The organism is Staphylococcus sp. aM, assembly GCF_052975125.1.
This window is the reverse complement of record NZ_CP121447.1, coordinates 449,273-469,389: the sequence shown is the minus strand read 5'-3', so window position 1 is coordinate 469,389 and position 20,117 is coordinate 449,273. Positions and strand designations below refer to the sequence as shown.

The window sequence follows — 20,117 nt, the reverse complement described above, 5'->3', positions numbered from 1 at the left end:
TTATAGCATAAAAAAACAGCTACAAACCCATTTAACTAAGATAAGTAACTGTTTCATTATATAATATTTTTTCATTATTTTGTTTGTCAGGAAATCAAAAGTTTAAAACTTTTCTTCATTAACTTGACTTAATGTCTGTATTTCTTGCTATTAATTGGTGTCTTGCATTAAAGAATTGGCCGTAGCTCATGTATGTAGCAAGGAGTGCAGACATAATCGTAGCTGTTGTATGGATAAATACCACTAACAATTGAAATTTAATAGCTTGTAATGGCGGCACCCCACCGATAATCAATCCTGTCATCATACCTGGTATAGACACAAGCCCATATGTTTTAACGGAATCAATCGTTGGCACGATAGCTAATCTAATACTTTCTCTAATTGATGATTTAGAAGCAAGTTTCGGTGTCGCTGCTAATGTTAATTTCGATTCTATTTCGGAAACATCTTGTACAAATGCACGATCTAAATTTTGATAGGCTAAATTAATCGCAATTAAACCATTATTGGCTAACATCCCACCTATTGGAATCACTTCATTAGCAGTAAAATCAATGGCCCCTGTTGCAATCGTACCTGCTAGTGGCAATGCAGTACCTACAAATATTGCAACAAATGAAATCCAAAACACATGATGCATCACTGGGGATGCACGTTGAATGGTATTCCAAGATGCATTAATGATTATCACTAACACACATAAGATAAGTAACCATTTATCATTTATTTTAAAAATATAATGTAGTAAGAAGCCAAGAATGAGCAATTGAATGGTCGCTCTTATCGTTGCTACCACTAAATCTTTAATAATATGTAAGCCTTCCTTATAAGAAATGAGGATAGGAATAAACAGTAACAACGCTGTTAAACATAATGCCGTATTACTCATGTTGATTCAACTCCTCTATCTTAGCAATTTCACCATCAATGATTGTCATTCTCTTTTGAAAATGTCTCATACTTTGGTCATCGCTATGTGTAATCCATAAAATCGCTATACCTTCTTCAGCCATTTTAAAAATAATATCTTCTACGCGTTCTTTATTATGTGTATCTAAAGCACTTGTCGATTCATCTAATAATAAGACTTCGGGTTCAAACATTAATTGTCGTGCAATTGTGATACGTTGTTTTTCCCCTCCTGACATATGTTCAATTTCTGCAGATAAATCATAGTCTCCTAGGCCTACTTTTTCTAAAAGGTTAAGTGCTTTATCTTTATCAAATGCTTGGTTTCTCGCTTCTGAAGGAAACTTCATATTATCTTCAATCGTTGTACCAATCATCTCACTTTGTTGCATTAAGTAACTCACCTTCATACGAATACTTTCAGGTGTGTAGTCATGATAAGGTTTGCCGTTTAAATACAATGTGCCCAATGTAGGTTCAATCAAATGATTAAGTTGCTTTAAAAGTGTACTTTTGCCACTTCCTGAAGGGCCAATAATCGCTATAGTATTACCTTTATCCACCTTAAAATTAATATCCTTTAAAATTGTTCGGTGATCCGCTTCGTAAGTTAAATGTTCAATTTCTAATAACATGTTACACGCTCCTTTAAATCCCATTACACTACTCATTCCCGTTTTCCCACGTTAAATAACAATATAATTAATTTTTATGATAATTTAAATTATAAAAAAAGAGAATGTGCTTTTATACACATCCTCTCATTATTTATTTCTAAAATTTTATAAAGTAAATAAAATCACAACAAAAGATATCGCGTTGTTAATCATATGCAGGGCTATTGAAGCTGCTAAATTACGTTTCGTAAGATGATAAGCAGCTACGAAACCACTTGCCATAATTACATAAGGTCCTAATTCAAATGGAGATTGCGCTTCTGTCACATGTACCCCTGCAAACATCAGAATCGAAACCACATACATCAAACCATATGTTAATTTCTTACCTAACTCGTGAATTAATAAGTGTCTGAATAACAGTTCCTCTACTATAGGTGTCACAATGACAATATCTAAAAACAATACCGGCCACATCCATGCAGAAGTAAACATTTTTTCTAACATTTTATTATTTTCTGTATCACTAAACTGATATTTCTCTGGTAAAAATTCAACCATTATACCATACAACATATTCAATATGTACATGATAACGATAATGATGATTAAAGTTACTATATATTTTTTAAGATCTTTCACTCTTTGAATAGCTAATGGAATAAGTGTCTTTCGATGCATTAAATAAAATAATAATAGGACTAAACACATTCCAATGAAACCAAATACAGTAGCAAAATTGATACCAATCTCATTAATCCTACTATCAGATTTGATTTCCAGTGACATCGCAACGATGGCACCAATCATCATACCAATCATCGGAAATACGTATTGTCCCACAATGAGGTAAGCAACTATAAGCCAGAAATCTCTTTTAACTATCTTCTTGGACGCAAATTCATTTTTGTGTTGCTGTGAATCTAAGGGTTGTTGTGTGGATTGGTTTTCCATAAAAGACTCCTTTTCACTCTTGAATTAGTTTTACATAATTAACATTTTGAATACCATGATGATAAATAACACGCCTTGTATCCCCGACTGATAAAGATATGCGGCGGCTAGATTCATACCTGATTTAATATAAATCAATGTTGAACCTATTGCCATTATTAAAAATGGTAACATTTCCCACACACTCATCATATCGTACACATGAACCAAAGTCTCAATCATAATAGAAAGTATGATAGTCACAGTAGTAGGCCATATCTTACTTAATTCATGTATGATGAGATGCTTATAAATGATTACCTCCACCATTGGACGTAAGATAACCATTGAAATCATGGTAAAACATAGCGCTGATGGATAATGAAATAATCCCTCAACTCTTCTTTCGTATTGAGTTGGCCCTATACCCAATATGTTAAAGAGCCATCGCAATATACACATTACTATCATTACACCGATAATCATTAACAATATATGTAAGGTCTTGTTTCGTGCAAAATGAAATTGCCTTTTCATGACTTGAGCAATATCAAATTTATGCATCGCAAAAAAGATAAATAATACTAAAAATTGAGCTAAGACAAATCCTATGCTCAAAGATAAGTTATATAAAAACTGGGCTGGTGGCTTTTGGGTGATCATAGCTGTTAATCCTAGTGTGCCAAACACTACGATAATAGGTACCACCATTTGAAATAATATGTATAACGGTATCATTAAAAAATCTTTTTTCATGATTTTGGGTTGGTTCCAAATGTCATGTTGTCTTTGTTGTTGGTTCATGTGTCACCTCCTCCATCGCATTCTATCATAATTACTTTATCATTTTATTATTCATATTAATACATTATTTAAGTTAAATTTCCTTATATAAATATTTCATAAACTTATACAATTAAAATTCTACAATATAAATTTAACCGGTTTCATTGTAAAACATAAAGAAAAGTGTATCATAGTGTTGGAGTAATGATTAAGGGGGGCATTTTAATGAGTGTATTGACTACAATGCAGTTTATCGTCAACATCATTATTATGATTTTTTTATTGGGTGCATTATTGCTAGGTATCATCTGGCTAATCAAAGATAAAAGACAAACACAACACAGTGTGTTAAGAAACTATCCACTATTAGCACGTATTAGATACCTTTCAGAAAAAATGGGACCTGAACTTAGACAATATTTATTTTCTGGTGATAATGAAGGCAAACCATTCTCTCGTACAGATTATAAAAATATTGTATTAGCGGGGAAATATAATTCAAGAATGACTAGTTTTGGGACAATGTCAGATTATAAAGATGGTTTTTACATACAAAATACTATGTTTCCATTACAAGCGAGTGAATTAAAAGTTGATAATACGACACTACTTTCAACTTTTATTTATCAAATCGAGAATGAACGCTTATTTAGTCGTGATGAGCATCGTAAAGGCAAACAGATTGATCCGTTCTACTTAACTGATGACAATGCAGTGGTTCTTGGTGAACATCTAGAACATCCTTATAAAATTAAGCGTTTAGTCGGCCAATCAGGTATGAGTTACGGTGCCTTAGGTAAAAACGCTATCTCAGCATTATCTAAAGGTTTATCTAAAGCTGGTACATGGATGAACACAGGTGAAGGTGGCCTATCAGATTATCATCTTAAAGGTGATGGTGATATCATCTTCCAAATTGGACCTGGGTTATTCGGTGTTAGAGATAAAGAAGGTAATTTCAGTAAAGAACAATTTAAAACAGTTGCCGAACGTAAGAATGTACGTGCTTTTGAATTAAAATTAGCACAAGGTGCAAAAACTCGTGGTGGACATATGGAAGGTAATAAAGTAAATGAAGAAATTGCTAAAATACGTAATGTAGAACCATTTAAAACCATTAACTCACCAAACCGTTTCGAATTTATTCATAATGCTACAGACTTACTCAATTGGGTAGACGATATACAACAGTTAGGCCAAAAGCCTGTTGGATTTAAAATTGTTGTCAGTCGTGTTGAAGAGATCGAGACACTAGTCAAAACCATGGTGGAACTCGATAAATACCCAAGCTTCATCACTGTTGACGGAGGTGAAGGTGGCACGGGGGCAACATTCCAAGAACTTCAAGATGGTGTTGGATTACCTTTACTAACCGCCCTACCTATTGTTTCTGGCATGTTAGAGAAATATGGCGTACGAGATCGTGTGAAAATTTTCGCATCTGGTAAACTGATCACACCAGATAAAATTGCTATTGCTTTAGGATTAGGTGCCGATCTAGTTAATATCGCGCGTGGTATGATGATTAGTGTAGGTTGCATCATGAGTCAACAATGTCATATGAATACATGTCCTGTAGGTGTTGCTACAACTGATCCAAAGAAAGAAAAAGGATTAATTGTTGATGAAAAGCAATACCGTGTAACTAACTATGTCACTAGTTTACATGAAGGTTTATTTAATATTGCTGCAGCTGTAGGCGTATCAAGTCCAACAGAAATCACTGCAGACCATATCATTTATCGAAAATTAGATGGTGGCACACAAACCATCCACGATTACAAATTAAAATTAATTTCATAATAAAGTGTATTTATAAGGCGATCACTTAACAAGTGGTCGTCTTTTTCTGTGCTTTTATCATAGACACTTATCTATATAGATGATAATCTATATATGTTTTGGAGGTCATTATGTCATATCAACAATTAGCATCTATATTAAAGGTACTATCTGATGAAAATCGATTGGAAATTCTAGATATTTTATCATGTGGTGAATTATGTGCGTATGATTTACTACAACATTTTCAAATTTCCCAACCTACCTTAAGTCATCACATGAAAGTTTTAGTTACATATCAATTTGTCTCAATCAGAAAAGAAGGCAATAAACGTTTTTATCAATTAAATCATGAATTTTACACACAAATCATTGATAATTTAAAACTTATTAATACAACACATGATCAATGTGTATGTCAGTCAGTGAAACGAGGTGATCAATCATGATGACCATTCTTGCTATCGTCATATTCCTTATCACACTCGTCTTTGTAATTTGGCAACCTAAAGGATTAGATATTGGTATTACTGCTGTCATTGGTGCCATCGCCGCAATCATTACAGGTGTTGTTAGCCTTTCAGATGTGGTTGAAGTAACTCAAATTGTTTGGAATGCCACATTAACCTTTGTTGCAATTATATTAATATCGTTAATTCTAGACCAAATCGGCTTTTTCGAGTGGGCAGCATTGCATATGGTGCGAGCATCTAAAGGTAATGGTCTCATGATGTTTGTTTTAATCATGGTTCTCGGTGCAATCGTCGCTGCTTTCTTTGCCAACGACGGAGCCGCATTAATCTTAACTCCTATCGTTTTAGCTATGGTTCGTCATTTAGGATTCAATGAGAAAATGGTCTTTCCATTTATTATTGCCAGTGGATTTATTGCAGATACGACGTCGCTACCAATGATTATTAGTAATTTGGTTAATATTGTCTCAGCCGATTACTTTGGCATAGGTTTTGGTGAATATATGAGTCGTATGATGATACCTAACATATTCTCATTAATTGCCAGTATCGTCGTTTTATGGATTTATTTCAGAAAATCAATTCCAAAACGTGTCGATACCACTCATATCAATCATCCGTCATCTGCCTTAAAAGATTAACGTCTATTCCGAATCTCTTGGATTGTCCTTGTAGTATTGATGATTGGTTATTTTGTAAGTGAATGGCTACAAATACCTGTTTCATTGATTGCAGGTGCCATTGCTATCATATTTGTATTACTCGCAAGACAATCGAATGCTGTTCATACGAAACAAGTCATTAAAGGCGCACCATGGAATATTGTCATCTTTTCAATTGGCATGTATTTAGTCGTTTTCGGCTTGAAAAATGCCGGTATCACAACTATATTAGCTCATACACTTTCAAACATTTCAGTTCATGGTTTATTCGCTAGTATTATGAGTATGGGCTTTATTTCAGCTATTCTTTCTTCAATTATGAACAATTTACCAACTGTCTTAATTGATGCGATTGCAATTGGTCAGTCAGGCGTATCTCATTCACTCAAAGAAGGTATGATCTATAGTAATGTGATTGGTTCAGATTTAGGTCCTAAAATCACACCAATAGGTTCACTTGCGACATTATTATGGTTACATGTATTAGCACAAAAAGGCGTCAAAATTTCTTGGGGAACATACTTTAAAACAGGTGTCGTAATCACCATTCCAGTCTTATTCTTCACGTTATTAGGACTATATTTAACACTAATCATTTTTTAATAAGGAGTTCTAAGCATGGCAAAGAAAATCATTTATTTCATCTGTACTGGTAATTCGTGTCGTAGTCAAATGGCTCATGGCTTTGCTGACAATATATTAGATTCAAATTGGGATGTATATTCAGGTGGTATTGAAACACATGGTGTGAATCCAAAGGCTATCGAAGCGATGAAAGAAGTCAATATCGATATTTCACATCATACATCCGATTTAATACAACAAGATATTCTAGATCGTGCTGATTTAGTTGTTACATTGTGTAGCCATGCAGATCAACATTGTCCAACATTGCCACCTTCAGTTAAGAAAGAACATTGGGGTTTCGACGATCCAGCTGGTAAAGATTGGTCAGAATTCCAACGTGTTAGAGATGAAATTAAAGCCGCTATTGAAGACTTTAGTCAAAAGCAATAGAACAAATAAAATTAAGAGCCAGTACATGCGTTGCCATTTGCATGTACTGGCTCTTGTATTTTAATCATCATGATCGGTCATATTACTTTTTTCTTTTAAACCGTTACGTTTCATTTGGCTAACGGTTTTATCTAAACTTACTTTATTATTTTTACCTTTAACTGATACAAAGCCTAATTTTTTCTTCAATTGATCGATATCGGCTTTTTCATAATCGATATCTATATGTTCAACTGCTTTATCATCTTTGTAATCAATTTTGAATGATACACCTTTGTCACCTTTAAAGGCCTTCTCATCTTTCTTTAACATGTCTTTGGCTTGATCTTTATCAATACCTAAATCATCATATTTCAAAGTACCTATTGTAGATTGTTTCAGTACTTCGTCTCCTTTATATGTGAGCGACGTAATAATCTGTTTACCATTAACGTCACCCTCGAACGTTTTCGTTTGCTCTTTACTACAAGCAGCTAGTGTGATTGCGCTTAATGCGATAACCACTATAAGTGAAACTAGTTTTTTCATATGATCGCCTTCTCTCACCTGTTTGTTGGGGCAATGGTACCATTACCTGATTTATTATTGATATTAATATACCCTTATTCCATAAACATTTCCATCAATACATATCAATAAATGTGCTATGTTAAACTATAAGTAACTAATGATTGGGAGGATGATGGTATGACTGATTCAATACAATTACTGAAAGAACTGACTGCCGCCAATGGTATTGCAGGTCGAGAAATGCAAGTTAAGTCTATAATGAAAGATTATTTATCACCAGTTAGTGATGCGATTGTAGAAGATAATTTGGGTGGCATATTCGGTAAAAAGACTGCAACAAATGGTTCTAAATCTATTTTAATATCAGGACATATGGATGAAGTGGGTTTCTTAGTAACCAAAATTGATAAAGATGGCTTTTTATCTTTTAATCCAATTGGTGGTTGGTGGAACCAAGTGATGCTTTCTCAAAAAGTCACTGTTACAACAGATGATGGTAAAGCATTAAGAGGTATTATTGGTTCTAAGCCACCACATATTCTTTCACCTGAAGAACGTAAGAAAACCGTAGATATTAAAAATATGTATATCGATATTGGTGTGAATAGTAAGGAAGAAGCTGAACAAGCCGGTGTGTCTGTTGGCAATATGGTCACACCATACAGTGAATTTGAAACACTAGCGAATGATAAATATATGACTGCTAAGGCATTTGATAATCGATATGGTTGTGCATTAGCTATCGATGTTCTCAATGAATTAAAAGATGAAGCTATAGATATTAACTTATATTCGGGTGCCACAGTACAAGAAGAAGTTGGATTACGTGGTGCGAAAGTGGCTGCACAAACTATTCAACCTGACTTAGCCATTGCAGTAGACGTGGCAGTCGCATTTGATACACCAGGCATGTCTGGTCAAACAAGTGATAGTTATTTAGGTGGTGGCCCTGTTGTCATTATGATGGATGCTTCAAGCATTGCGCACGAAGGATTGCGTCAACATGTCAAAGATGTCGCCAAACAACATCATATCGACGTTCAATGGGATACAACGCCAGGTGGTGGTACAGATGCAGGTAGTATCCATGTTGCGAATGAAGGTATACCTACTATAACACTGGGCATCGCCCTGCGTTATATGCACTCTAATGTATCAGTGATTCATAAAGATGATTATGATCGTTCGGTACGTCTAGTTGCTGAAATTGTACGATCATTAAATGATCATACTTATAACAATATCAAATGGTAAGGTAATCCTTTGGGAGGTGACTTTATGAGACTATTTGGCGCTTTAAAATGTTCTCATTGTCAACGTGAACTTAAAGAAGATGAGCCTATCTATATTAAAGTTAAAGGTAATGATCTTCATGGATATACTCACTTAAGCGGTTGGGCCGACCAACAATATAAGTTATGTGAAGCATGTGCGAAACAACTTAAATAGTATTTAAGCCAAGATGTCTGCTATTTCCTGGGACATCTTGGCTTATTATTTTTAATAATTTTGCTTTATTATTTGATTGATTTTTTCCAACTATCATCACTTAACATTTCACCTGGCCATGTGTACGCCATCACGCCACCGTCAATACGAATCGTTTCACCTGTAATAAATGAACTATCATCAGATGCTAAGAATGTTACTAATTTACCTACTTCATCTGGTGTACCTAATCGTCCTAATGGTGTCACCCATTTTTGATTTTCACGGAATGTTTGACCCGCTTCATCTTGAGCCGTACCAGCTAAATTATCTACTAATGGTGTTTCTATTGTGCCCGGTGCAATCGCATTAGCACGGATATTGTCACGACCATATTCAATAGCAATGGATTTCGTAAAGTTAATCACTGCACCTTTAGCAGCATTATAACCAGAACGATAAAGATCTGCTGCTTGCCCAGAGAATGAAGCTGTATTAATGATTGAACCACCATTATCCATCATTAACGGTAAAAGGAATTTCGTTACTAAGAATGTACCTCTCATATCTACACCCATAATTTTATCAAATACTTCAACTGGGTATTCATGAATACGTCCTGCACCATTATCAACACCCGCATTATTAAATAGTACATCTACATGCCCGAATTCTGATTTAATCTGATTAGCAAACGCTTGAACTTGTTGTTCATCAGAAATATCTACTTGAAATGCAGTCGCTTGTCCACCTTGTTGTTTAATATCTTCAACTGTTTGATCTAATTGATCAGAAATGTCTAAAGCCAAGACGTGTGCACCTTCTTGGGCTAATACATTGGCAGAAGCTTGACCAATACCTGTACTTGCACCTGTCACAACTGCGACTTTATTCTCTAAACGTTTCATATAACGTCACTCTCCTCAATATTTTGCTAAAATGAAATCTTACTATTGTTGTTCCACTTTCATAATAGGACTAAACGCCGTTATGACAATGATAGCGTTTTAATTCAAAATGAATATTTCATATCTCGCACATACACATCGAATTTACATTTACTAACGAATCATATATACTTCTTTTTAAATTTCAGAAAATTCTTATCATTATATGTAATATTTGCTATACTTTTAGATAATTTAACTAAGGAGTGGTTCATGAATGGCAACAAACTCAAAACAAAAACCATCAATCGTTAGTAAATTTTTAAATGGGGTCGAATGGGTAGGTAATAAATTGCCTGATCCGACGGTACTCTTCTTCTTAATGTGTGTCGGCCTTGCTATTATTACATGGTTCGTCTCTTTATTTAATGTTTCCGTTAAACATCCAGGTAACGGTGAAACTATTCATATCAAAAGTATTCTCAGTCATGATGGCTTTGCCATGATTATGAATGATGCTATTAAGAACTTTTCTGAATTCCCTGCACTTGGCCTCGTATTAGGTGTCATGATTGGTATTGGTGCCGCTGAAAAATCTGGGTATTTCGATAAACTCATGATTTCAGTAGTAAACAGAGCACCAAAGAAGTTAATCGTTCCTACCATCATTTTAATTGGTATTGTCGGAAGTACAGCTGGTGATGCAGCAACGATTATCTTACCACCTTTAGCGGCTATGCTATTTATCAAGATTGGTTATCACCCTATCGCAGGTCTAGCAATGGCATATGCATCAGCTGTGGGCGGATTTGCTGCCAATTTAGTCGTAGGTATGCAAGATGCGTTAGTCTATTCATTTACTGAACCTGCCACAAGAATCGTCTCAGATCATATTAAAACCAATGTGGCTATGAACTGGTATTTCATTGCGGCCAGTGTAGTTGTGTTATTACCTACCATCCACTTAGTGACAACAAAGTTAATTATTCCTAGGCTTGGTAAATATGATGATTCAGATGCACACGATGACATGGAAGAGACGTCTTCTCACATCACACCTATAGAGAAAAAGGCATTATTTTGGGCAAATATGAGTTTTATCGTCTTACTTGTATTACTCATCATTTGCGCTATCCCAGAACATAGTTTTTTAAGAAATGCTAAAACAGGTAGTCTACTTGATGATGCACCTTTAATTAATGGTGTCGGCCTCATTATCTTAGTCATCTTCTTAGTACCGGGCGTGATATACGGCGTCTTAAGTCATGAAATTAAAAATACTAAGGATTTAGGACAAATGATTACTGATTCAATGTCATCTATGGGTTCATTCATTGTCATTGTATTCTTTGCAGCACAACTACTCGCATTCCTAGAATGGAGTAACCTTGGTGTGATTACAGCAGTCAAGGGTGCCAAATTACTACAACATCAAAATGGTATTGTACTGATTATTGGTGTCATCTTCCTAAGTGCACTCGTCAATATGCTAGTGGGTAGCGCCTCTGCTAAATGGGGTATCTTAGCACCTATCTTTGTGCCAATGCTCATTTTAGTCGGCTTCCACCCTGCCTTTACACAAGCTATATACCGAGTAGGTGATTCCATTACCAATCCAATCACACCAATGATGCCTTACCTACCGTTGTTGTTATCTTATGCTCAAAAGTATGATAAAAACATGAAACTCGGCACCCTACTTTCAAGTCTAATGCCATATTCAATCGCCTTAACGATTGTATGGACACTATTCACACTCATTTGGTTCTTACTAGGTATTCCAGTCGGACCTGGTGGACCACTACATGTAAAATAAATAGAATGCATCATCTTAAAGCCACTTCCAACAGACATGGAAGTGGCTTATTTTCAAGTACAATTAATAAAGAAAACATGTTGAACTTAGACAATCTTTTTTGATTTACAAAAAGATGAAATTTTCTTAGAAAAATACCTTAAAATTCTTTTCATTTTATATAACTCATGTAAAATAAAATTAAACAGGGGTATGACAATTGTTCCCATAAAACATAGGAGGCAGTGATGGAAGAACGTATTGGTTTAATAGATATTGGTTCAAATACCATTCGTCTTGTTATTTTTGGATTTGATAAAGACACAGGCTTGAATGAAATACTGAATATTAAGACACCCGCACGTCTAAGTCAGTATTTAACTAAAGATAACGACATGAACGATGAAGGGATTCAAGTACTTACAGACGCGTTAAGTAGCTTTAATAAAGTAGCAACGAAATTCAAAGTAGACGAATTACATCCAATTGCAACAGCAGCGATTCGTCAATCAAATAATCAACAAGATATTATCAAAAAAGTTAAAAAAGACACAGGGGTAGAGATTAAAATTGTCCCTGAAGAAGATGAAGCGTTTTACGGTTATTATGCCATTTCGCATACAACTGATATTGAAAATGGTGTCTCCGTCGATATCGGGGGCGGATCTACAGAGGTCACTTTATTTAAAGATAAAAAATTAAAGGCTGCACATAGCTTTCCATTTGGTGTTGTCTCACTCAAACGTCAATTCTTTGGTGATAAAGATCATAATGATAAATCAGCGATTAAAAGTATGGAGAAATTCTTATCAGAGCAATTCGGTCAACTTGACTGGCTTAATGATCAAGATGTCGCACTCGTTGGCGTAGGTGGCTCAGCACGAAATGTAGCTCGAATTCATCAATCAGAACATTCTTACCCTATCGGTGGCGTTCATAACTACACGATGTCCGATAGAGATATCGAGGAAGTCTATGATTTAATTCGAAAAAGCTCAAGAGACGACTTAACAAATCTAGACGGATTAAGTCGCGACCGTGTAGATATTATCTTACCTGCCGTTTCAGTCTTTAAAACACTATACAAGAAAGTGGATGCGACACAATTTACATTCTCTAGAAAAGGTATTCGCGAAGGTTATGTAATGAATCTCATTCTCCAACGTTATCCAGAAGAATTTTCAAAAGATAATGTAAGACAAGATGCTTTACGCCATTTAGCAAACGAATATCACATTGAAGAAAGCAGTGCTAATCGTCGTCTTAAACTAGCAGAATCACTATTATCACAACTATTAAAACGTTCAGATCTTAAATTAAGCGACAAAGATAAAGAGCTCTTCGTTGAAGGTGCGTATCTTTATTATCTAGGTAGCTTTATCGATTCTGATTCAAGTTCACCACATACCTACTATCTAATTGCTAACTCAATGATCAACGGCTTTTCACATAAAGATCGTGTGAAGTTAGCATTACTTGCAAGTTTTAAAAATAAATCACTACTTAAGTTCTACTGCAAAGAAACACATTGGTTCGGTAGTAAAGAGACCGAAACGATTCAATCCTTAGGTGGTATTATCAAATTTGTGAATGCACTCAATATTTCTCATACAAGCTTTGTTGAAGAAGTTGAACTCAAAGCGAAGAAAGACGATAAATATGAGCTTCACGTGTTCTACAAAGGGGAACCCATCGCCGAAGAATATCAAGCAAATCGTCAGAAAAAGCATATTGAAAAGATATTAAAAGGTAAAGTAACGATCGTCTTTACAAAATCTTAATAATTGTATGATATTTTTAAACTATATGAGTATATAAAAAACGATGAGGTGTTTTAAGCGTATGCAAACTCAATTGGGAGAAAAGGATATTAATTTACCACAATACTATAACAACCGGGAGTTAAGTTGGTTAGACTTTAACTATAGAGTTTTAGAAGAAGCCTATGATTTTAGTAATCCACTACTCGAGAAATTAAATTTCGTATCAATTTTTAGTTCAAATTTAGATGAATTTTTCATGGTGCGTGTTGCAGGACTCAAAGATCAGGTCAAAATGGGCTATGATAAACCTGAAAACAAAGCACAAATGACACCTCAAGAGCAATTAGAAGCTATTAAAAAGAAAAATACAGAGTATGTTAACATTCAATACAATCGCTACAATGAATTAATTGAAGAGTTGCGTAACTATGAAATTGAAATGGCTCAACCTGAGGACTTATCAGAATCTCTTTTAACTAGACTAGAGAATGAATTTAAAACGAAAATTCTACCTACATTAACGCCATTAGGTATAGATGCCTATCATCCATTTCCAAAATTGAATAATAAAAGTTTAAATATCTTTGTAGATATCGATACGGAAGATGCAATTAATTCAGCAATTGTTCAGATTCCATCATTAATACCTAGATTTTTAACTTTAAACGAGGGGTATAAGCAATATGTGTTAATGGTTGAAGATGTTGTTACATTCTTTATTAATCAACTGTTCGTTGGTTACGAAGTATTAAACACATTTGCTTTCCGTATCACAAGAAATGCAGATTTAACAATTCACGAAGACGGTGCAGAAGACTTATTAATTGAAATAGAACGCTTCTTAAAAGAACGTAAAAGTGGTTCGGCCGTGCGTTTAGAAGTGGATGGTCGTACTGCTGTACGTGAAGATATTGGTTGGATTATGGATCAACTCGAAGTTAAAGATGACGACGTCTATTTTGTAGACGGTCCTTTAGATTTAACTTTCTTATTTGGTTTAGTTGATCACTTATCTCACAAGTTAAGTTATTTAACTTACGATAAATACACACCGCAAGTGCCTCGTTCACTTGGCTATAACAACATTTATCAATTAGCTTTGGAACGTGACATTTTCTTCCATCATCCTTATGAATCATTTGAACCTATTGTCGATTTTATTAGAGAAGCTGCCGAAGATCCTAATACCATTGCGATTAAACAAACGTTATATCGTGTAAGTAAAGATTCCCCTATTATCAAGAGCTTGAAAGAAGCTGCCGAAAAAGGTAAACAAGTAACGGTACTTGTAGAATTAAAAGCACGTTTCGACGAAGAAAATAACGTTCATTGGGCACGTATGTTAGAAGATGCGGGTTGCCATGTGATTTATGGTATGACTCATCTGAAAACACATAGTAAAATCGCATTAGTCGTGAAGAAAATTGCTGGTGAATTAACATCATTTGTACATCTTGGTACAGGAAACTATAATGACAAAACTGCAAAATTATATACTGATATGGGTATTATTACGACGAACAACGAAATTGCAGAAGATGCGATTAACTTCTTTAATTACTTAAGTGGCTATTCGGTTAAACCACAATATAACAAGTTGATTGTGGCACCATTTGATATACGAGATGTCTTTATTGATCGCATTGATAAAGAGATTAGTAGTCATTTAGAACATGGTAATGGGAAAATCATGATGAAGATGAACTCATTAACAGATAAAGCGATTATTGAAAAATTATTTGAAGCATCACAAGCTGGTGTGAAAATCCAATTAATTATTCGTGGTATTTGTTGTTTAAAACCAGGCATCCCTGGCATCAGTGAAAATATTGAAGTTGTAAGTATCGTTGGTAGATTACTTGAACATTCTCGAATTTATTACTTCCATAATAATGGAGACGAACGTATCTACCTATCATCAGCCGATGTAATGACACGTAATATGATCAAACGTGTAGAAATCTTATTCCCTGTTGAAGATAAAAACATTGCCGCACGTTTATTAGACTTTATGAACTTACAGTTATCAGATAACCAAAAAGGTCGTTATCAAGATCAATATGGTAATTATCATTATATCGAAAATAATTCGTCACCATTAAATTCTCAAGCCTACTTGATGCAAATTGCACTTAAATATGGACAAGAATTAAAACGTCAAAGCGCGCAACCATCTGGTCGTGCCGTGCGTTCTAAACGTGGTGACAGTTGGGTCAGTCGTTTACGTGATACGCTCAAACGTTAATATGATATATAAATTAAGGGTTGGAACGTCGTCGTTCCAGCCCTTTTACTTATTTTTCAGGATATTCATACCAATGTTTTAAAAATTGATATAGTACTTCACTATATTTTTTAAGTTCTTCATTTTGTATTTTTTCATTAACGCTATGCGCTTCTTCTAGACTGCCCGGTCCATATAAGATGGTTGGAATATCAAAATGTGCAATCCAACCACCATCAGTCACTGTCGTACTCATACCATGTCTTAATGGTGCTTGATGTACTGTTTGGTGTGCTTGTTGTAATTGATGAAAACCAGGGTGATCTACTGGGACGGTAAAGCTAGGGAATATTTCTCCCTTATCTTCAATCATAGATGTACCGCCCCACTCAAACTCAAGTGGATTGTCCTTTAGCCACACATCAGCTTGCGCCACACGATTTAAATAATCTTCGATCTCAGTTACTACATCTTCGTATGACTCATTTGGTAAATAATGTACTGTAATCCATAATCGACATTCATCAGCAATAAATGCTGGGTGTCTGCCACCTTCAATCACAGCAGGGTTAATGGTATTGGCCCCTGCTGGCATATCTGGATAATGCTTCATTACAGCCCAATGTCGTTCGAGTTCATTCAATGCTTGGATGATTTTAGTCATTTTTTCAATGGCACTCGCACCAAATAATCCACCACCTGCGTGAATCGTTTGATGACGGGCACCATCATGTATTGTATTTTTACTTTTAACTGTAATCCAACCTGTAATGACACCACCCTGTCCTAGCACTTGATTCTCACTAGTATCTAATACAAGCGCTAGATCACCTTTAGGTCCTACTTCACACGCACGTTTAGTACCTGCTTCACCTACTTCTTCACCAACCACTGACTGAACAATAATGTCACCTTTAGGTCGATGTCCTTCTTGATGTAATCGTTCTAAAACATAAAATAAAGATGACATGCCACCTTTCATATCACTGACACCTCTACCATATAACCAATCTTGGTGCTCCGTAAGTTGGAATGGTGGATACGTCCAGTATTGATCATCTTCTACAGAGGCAACATCGATATGACCGTTTAAAATTAATTTAGGTGCTTGGGCATCTGTGCCTTTAAGCGTGCCAATGACCACACTATCATGCTCATACATTGCTTCACGTTGTATGGTAAAGTCAAGTTGTTTTAACAATTGTACGATATCATCTTGTAATGGATCTGTGTTCCGACCTGGTGGACTTTCCGTATGATAACTGACTAACCATTCTAATAACTCAAATTGACGTTGATTCAATTTACATCCCGTCCTTCATGTAAAATGATTTTATAAAAACGTTTACAATTTAAGTCTATCATGGTTAGGATTTGAATTAAATATTATACAGGTCGTACAGTTACTTCGTTAACATTCACATGACTAGGTTGTGTTAATGCATAAATGGCAGCATCAGCAATATTTTGCGCTTCTAACTTTTTACGACCATTAAAGTCGTAATGCTCTGTTAATGGTGTTTCAACCATACCTGGTGAAATGCTAGTGACTTTGACACCTGTTTTAGCTAATTCTTTTTCTAATCCTTGAGTGATTGTATGCACTGCCGCTTTCGTAGCACTGTATATCGCACTACCTTTCGTTACTTCAAATCCTGAAATAGATGCGATATTGATAATATGACCACTTGATTGTTCTAATAATGTTGGTAATGCCGCTTGTACTGTATATAACGTACCTTTAATATTCACATCAATCATTGAATCCCAATCTTCTACTTTATAATCTGTGATTTTAGAGGATTTCATTTGACCTGCGCTATTTACAACGATGTCTAATCCACCAAAGCTTGTTTTAGCAGTATCAATTAATGATTCTACTTCACGTTGATTAGTTACATCTGTAGCTACCACTTTAACTTGATTGCTATCAAATTTTGTAGCAACTGCATTGAGTTTATCTGTATTTCTTCCAGCTAAAACAACTTTAACACCTTGATTTCCTAGAGCAGTTGCGATTGCTTCACCAATACCGCTTCCTGCACCTGTAACGACTGCAACTTTATCTTTTAATTGATTCATCTTCAAAACTCCTTTTTATTTATCATTATTTTATAATTACCAATGACACTACTAAGTTAAACGTTTGTGAATTCTTATCATTACTTAGCATGTTTCAAACATTTGAAAATCATGATTGTAAAAATCATTTATAAGTTATAAAGTTAATATGTAACTATCATACATGTTTTGGAATTATAGGGGGCAAATAATGACTTTTCATGATCGTATATTAAAATTAAGAGAACACAATCACCGCACAGCATTTGAATTTCGTTTCGAAGACTTATTTAGTAAAGAAGAATGGTTAGATATGTCTATCGCTGATCAAAAATCTGCAGAAAAGCAATTCCAACGTGACATTAATCAAATGAGTGATGTCAGAATGCCATTCGCTAGTGCAGATAAAGCAAAAAACAAAATGTTCAATCTTATCTATGCCTATAACGGTATCAAAAAGAACTTTAAAGTCGTAGAAGACCAACAACATTCAAAATAATTCAAAAAAGACCGTACCTCATTTGAGATACGGTCTTTATAAACATTTCCAGAATTATACGGGGGGTATAATAATGATGCCTTCAATTGCTCACCAATGAAGGCAAGGTGTTAATTTACGATTAGGAGTCAAAATGAATTAGTTTGTCACTAATGTTTTTCGTTCTAAGCCATAGTAGTATAGTCTTTCAGCATCGATATAGGGGATTGAATCGATAGTTAAATAGCCATCTTTAATGTCGCCAATAATACCTTGGTTCACACCGGTATTGACATAGATTTCATAGCTACTTACATCAGAGAAAACAAGCTCTTCAATTACTTTTCTCACTTTTATCACTCCAACATGTCTTATTCCTTACAATTCATATACTACACCATTTTTCAGAAAATAAAAGGTGTTTGTGATTGTTTTCACAAAAATATCACTTTTTAAAGATTGTAAAAATAATGTCAACTTTCATATAACCTCTACCGTTGCAAGATCAATCGTGATTTGAATGATTCATTTCTATTTTTTACTAACTACTATCTCTTTATTTTTTATTCAATCCTCATTATTTAAAGTCTATTCCATAACTGAAGTGAAAAAAGCTGTCATTTGTTCTGCAGCGTCTTTACTAAACATCACTTCTAAATTATCTTGAGATTCTTGAGCACTTTCTTTGGAAACAGCATACATCTCTTGTTCATATTGTGCAACTGCAGTATCTAAATCTTGAGATTCTTTGATTGCATTGGCTAATAAATAGGCATCATATAAAGCCATATTGACACCTTCACCTGCAAATGGACTCATTAAATGGGCTGCATCACCAATCAGTGTGACGTTACCAATACTTTCCCAAGTAAATCCTATTGGCAATTTATAAATGCGTCGTAATAGCATATCATCACTAGCATATTCGATATAATGTTTTAATTCTGGTGACCAATCTGCAAAGTCTTGTTGTAATAATTGTTGTTTAATTTCATCAGAAGACATCGCTTTATATTGATCCAATTGATTCACATCCATTAAATATGATACATAAGCTTTAATACGTCCGTCACCATTCAATTGTCCTAATATTGCCTTATGATCACCAAATGCCATCATTTTTCCATTTTTATTGAATTGAGCTAAATCTGGATGGTCTTCTTTAACATTATTAATATTTAATTCAACCATTGATATATCATTATATTCTACATCTACATCTGTAATATGGTTTCGAACTTTAGAAAAGGCACCATCTGCACCTATAACTAAGTCAAATGTTTGTGATTGTCCTTCTTTAAACGTTACTTCTACTTGACCATTATCAAGTTGATTTAAATGACTAAATGTATAGCCATATTGTACCGTAGAAGGTGCCAATTGATTCATGATAATATCACAAAGTTCTCCACGATCGATTTCAGGACGTGAGCCTTCACCTTCAGCATCTTCTTCAAATAAGATAGTACCATCTTTGGATACGACGCGTGTGTCTTCACCTTCATAACGTGCTAAATCTTTAAATGCTTGATAAATATTCGCTTCCTTCAAAGCAAGTTGACCACTATCATCATGAATATCAAGTGAACCACCACGATCTTTGTTTACATTAGGATCTGCTTTTTCATAAATAGCAACTTCGTGCCCTTGTTGTTGTAATAATAGACCAAGCATTAATCCTCCAGGTCCGCCACCCATAATTCCAATACGTTTTAACTCTTTCATATTCAACACTCCTTAGCATTTTTGACTATATTTAATATTGCTCGTTGATTGCTTATCTTTGTTT

Annotated in this window: 19 protein-coding genes and 1 pseudogene; 10 read left to right on the top strand and 10 right to left on the bottom strand. The window is 34.7% G+C overall.

What is annotated here, in order from left to right:
* Positions 1 to 118: 118 nt before the first annotated feature.
* The 4 genes from P7F85_RS02115 to lnsB form a co-directional block, all read right to left on the bottom strand.
* On the bottom strand, positions 119 to 892 hold the full coding sequence (locus P7F85_RS02115) for an ABC transporter permease (RefSeq protein ID WP_002467069.1): 774 nt from the start codon (positions 890 to 892) through the stop codon (positions 119 to 121).
* Positions 885 to 1,547 (bottom strand): ABC transporter ATP-binding protein, encoded by a 663-nt coding sequence (locus P7F85_RS02110; RefSeq protein ID WP_046464440.1) that lies wholly within the window; start codon positions 1,545 to 1,547, stop codon positions 885 to 887. The genes P7F85_RS02115 and P7F85_RS02110 overlap by 8 nt, the downstream gene beginning before the upstream one ends.
* A 147-nt stretch (positions 1,548 to 1,694) precedes the next feature.
* The gene (locus P7F85_RS02105; RefSeq protein ID WP_002467090.1) at positions 1,695 to 2,483 is read right to left on the bottom strand and encodes a CPBP family glutamic-type intramembrane protease; all 789 of its coding nucleotides are present in this window, start codon (positions 2,481 to 2,483) and stop codon (positions 1,695 to 1,697) included.
* Between the two features lie 30 nt (positions 2,484 to 2,513).
* Positions 2,514 to 3,266: a CPBP family lipoprotein N-acylation protein LnsB gene (gene lnsB / locus P7F85_RS02100; protein WP_002467084.1), complete on the bottom strand. Its 753-nt coding sequence runs from the start codon at positions 3,264 to 3,266 to the stop codon at positions 2,514 to 2,516.
* Between the two features lie 207 nt (positions 3,267 to 3,473).
* Here lnsB and P7F85_RS02095 point away from each other — a divergent pair, with 207 nt between their 5' ends.
* From P7F85_RS02095 to arsC, 4 genes and pseudogenes are all read left to right on the top strand, one after another.
* Positions 3,474 to 5,051 (top strand): FMN-binding glutamate synthase family protein, encoded by a 1,578-nt coding sequence (locus P7F85_RS02095; protein WP_002467074.1) that lies wholly within the window; start codon positions 3,474 to 3,476, stop codon positions 5,049 to 5,051.
* Between the two features lie 110 nt (positions 5,052 to 5,161).
* Entirely contained in the window at positions 5,162 to 5,479 is a 318-nt protein-coding gene (locus P7F85_RS02090) for an ArsR/SmtB family transcription factor (protein WP_002467078.1), read from the top strand.
* Positions 5,479 to 6,768 (top strand): annotated as a pseudogene (gene arsB, locus P7F85_RS02085) (arsenite efflux transporter membrane subunit ArsB). Before P7F85_RS02090 ends, arsB begins: the two are co-directional and overlap by 1 nt.
* A 15-nt stretch (positions 6,769 to 6,783) precedes the next feature.
* Complete coding sequence (arsC, locus tag P7F85_RS02080; RefSeq protein ID WP_002467075.1) at positions 6,784 to 7,182, top strand: arsenate reductase (thioredoxin); 399 nt, start codon at positions 6,784 to 6,786, stop codon at positions 7,180 to 7,182.
* Between the two features lie 60 nt (positions 7,183 to 7,242).
* Here the strand turns inward: arsC and P7F85_RS02075 are convergent, their stop codons facing one another.
* Positions 7,243 to 7,710: a YehR family lipoprotein gene (locus tag P7F85_RS02075; RefSeq protein WP_015364708.1), complete on the bottom strand. Its 468-nt coding sequence runs from the start codon at positions 7,708 to 7,710 to the stop codon at positions 7,243 to 7,245.
* A gap of 159 nt (positions 7,711 to 7,869) precedes the next feature.
* On the opposite strand from P7F85_RS02075, the gene P7F85_RS02070 reads away from it, so the two are divergent.
* Both P7F85_RS02070 and P7F85_RS02065 read left to right on the top strand, forming a co-directional pair.
* Positions 7,870 to 8,946: a M42 family metallopeptidase gene (locus P7F85_RS02070; protein WP_002467092.1), complete on the top strand. Its 1,077-nt coding sequence runs from the start codon at positions 7,870 to 7,872 to the stop codon at positions 8,944 to 8,946.
* A gap of 24 nt (positions 8,947 to 8,970) precedes the next feature.
* Positions 8,971 to 9,141, top strand: a complete 171-nt coding sequence (locus P7F85_RS02065; RefSeq protein WP_002467070.1) for a hypothetical protein — start codon at positions 8,971 to 8,973, stop codon at positions 9,139 to 9,141.
* 68 nt (positions 9,142 to 9,209) lie between these two features.
* On the opposite strand, the gene P7F85_RS02060 is transcribed toward P7F85_RS02065, so the two are convergent.
* Positions 9,210 to 10,028, bottom strand: a complete 819-nt coding sequence (locus P7F85_RS02060; protein ID WP_002467067.1) for an SDR family oxidoreductase — start codon at positions 10,026 to 10,028, stop codon at positions 9,210 to 9,212.
* A 256-nt stretch (positions 10,029 to 10,284) separates the two neighbouring features.
* Between P7F85_RS02060 and P7F85_RS02055 the strand changes: the two genes are divergently transcribed.
* The 3 genes from P7F85_RS02055 (at position 10,285) to P7F85_RS02045 (ending at position 15,810) form a co-directional block, all read left to right on the top strand.
* The gene (locus P7F85_RS02055; protein ID WP_002467085.1) at positions 10,285 to 11,823 is read left to right on the top strand and encodes an AbgT family transporter; all 1,539 of its coding nucleotides are present in this window, start codon (positions 10,285 to 10,287) and stop codon (positions 11,821 to 11,823) included.
* A 227-nt stretch (positions 11,824 to 12,050) separates the two neighbouring features.
* Complete coding sequence (gene ppx / locus P7F85_RS02050) at positions 12,051 to 13,583, top strand: exopolyphosphatase (RefSeq protein WP_002467095.1); 1,533 nt, start codon at positions 12,051 to 12,053, stop codon at positions 13,581 to 13,583.
* Between the two features lie 61 nt (positions 13,584 to 13,644).
* Entirely contained in the window at positions 13,645 to 15,810 is a 2,166-nt protein-coding gene (locus P7F85_RS02045; RefSeq protein ID WP_046464441.1) for an RNA degradosome polyphosphate kinase, read from the top strand.
* Between the two features lie 49 nt (positions 15,811 to 15,859).
* On the opposite strand, the gene P7F85_RS02040 is transcribed toward P7F85_RS02045, so the two are convergent.
* Both P7F85_RS02040 and P7F85_RS02035 read right to left on the bottom strand, forming a co-directional pair.
* The gene (locus P7F85_RS02040; protein ID WP_002467097.1) at positions 15,860 to 17,092 is read right to left on the bottom strand and encodes an acetylornithine deacetylase; all 1,233 of its coding nucleotides are present in this window, start codon (positions 17,090 to 17,092) and stop codon (positions 15,860 to 15,862) included.
* A gap of 83 nt (positions 17,093 to 17,175) precedes the next feature.
* Positions 17,176 to 17,871 (bottom strand): SDR family oxidoreductase, encoded by a 696-nt coding sequence (locus P7F85_RS02035; protein ID WP_002467073.1) that lies wholly within the window; start codon positions 17,869 to 17,871, stop codon positions 17,176 to 17,178.
* 190 nt (positions 17,872 to 18,061) lie between these two features.
* Here P7F85_RS02035 and P7F85_RS02030 point away from each other — a divergent pair, with 190 nt between their 5' ends.
* Complete coding sequence (locus P7F85_RS02030; protein ID WP_002467066.1) at positions 18,062 to 18,349, top strand: DUF1413 domain-containing protein; 288 nt, start codon at positions 18,062 to 18,064, stop codon at positions 18,347 to 18,349.
* Positions 18,350 to 18,487: 138 nt separating this feature from the next.
* Here the strand turns inward: P7F85_RS02030 and P7F85_RS02025 are convergent, their stop codons facing one another.
* Both P7F85_RS02025 and P7F85_RS02020 read right to left on the bottom strand, forming a co-directional pair.
* Positions 18,488 to 18,679 (bottom strand): hypothetical protein, encoded by a 192-nt coding sequence (locus P7F85_RS02025; RefSeq protein ID WP_002450408.1) that lies wholly within the window; start codon positions 18,677 to 18,679, stop codon positions 18,488 to 18,490.
* Positions 18,680 to 18,916: 237 nt separating this feature from the next.
* Positions 18,917 to 20,053 (bottom strand): FAD-dependent oxidoreductase, encoded by a 1,137-nt coding sequence (locus tag P7F85_RS02020; RefSeq protein ID WP_002467089.1) that lies wholly within the window; start codon positions 20,051 to 20,053, stop codon positions 18,917 to 18,919.
* Positions 20,054 to 20,117: the final 64 nt, after the last annotated feature.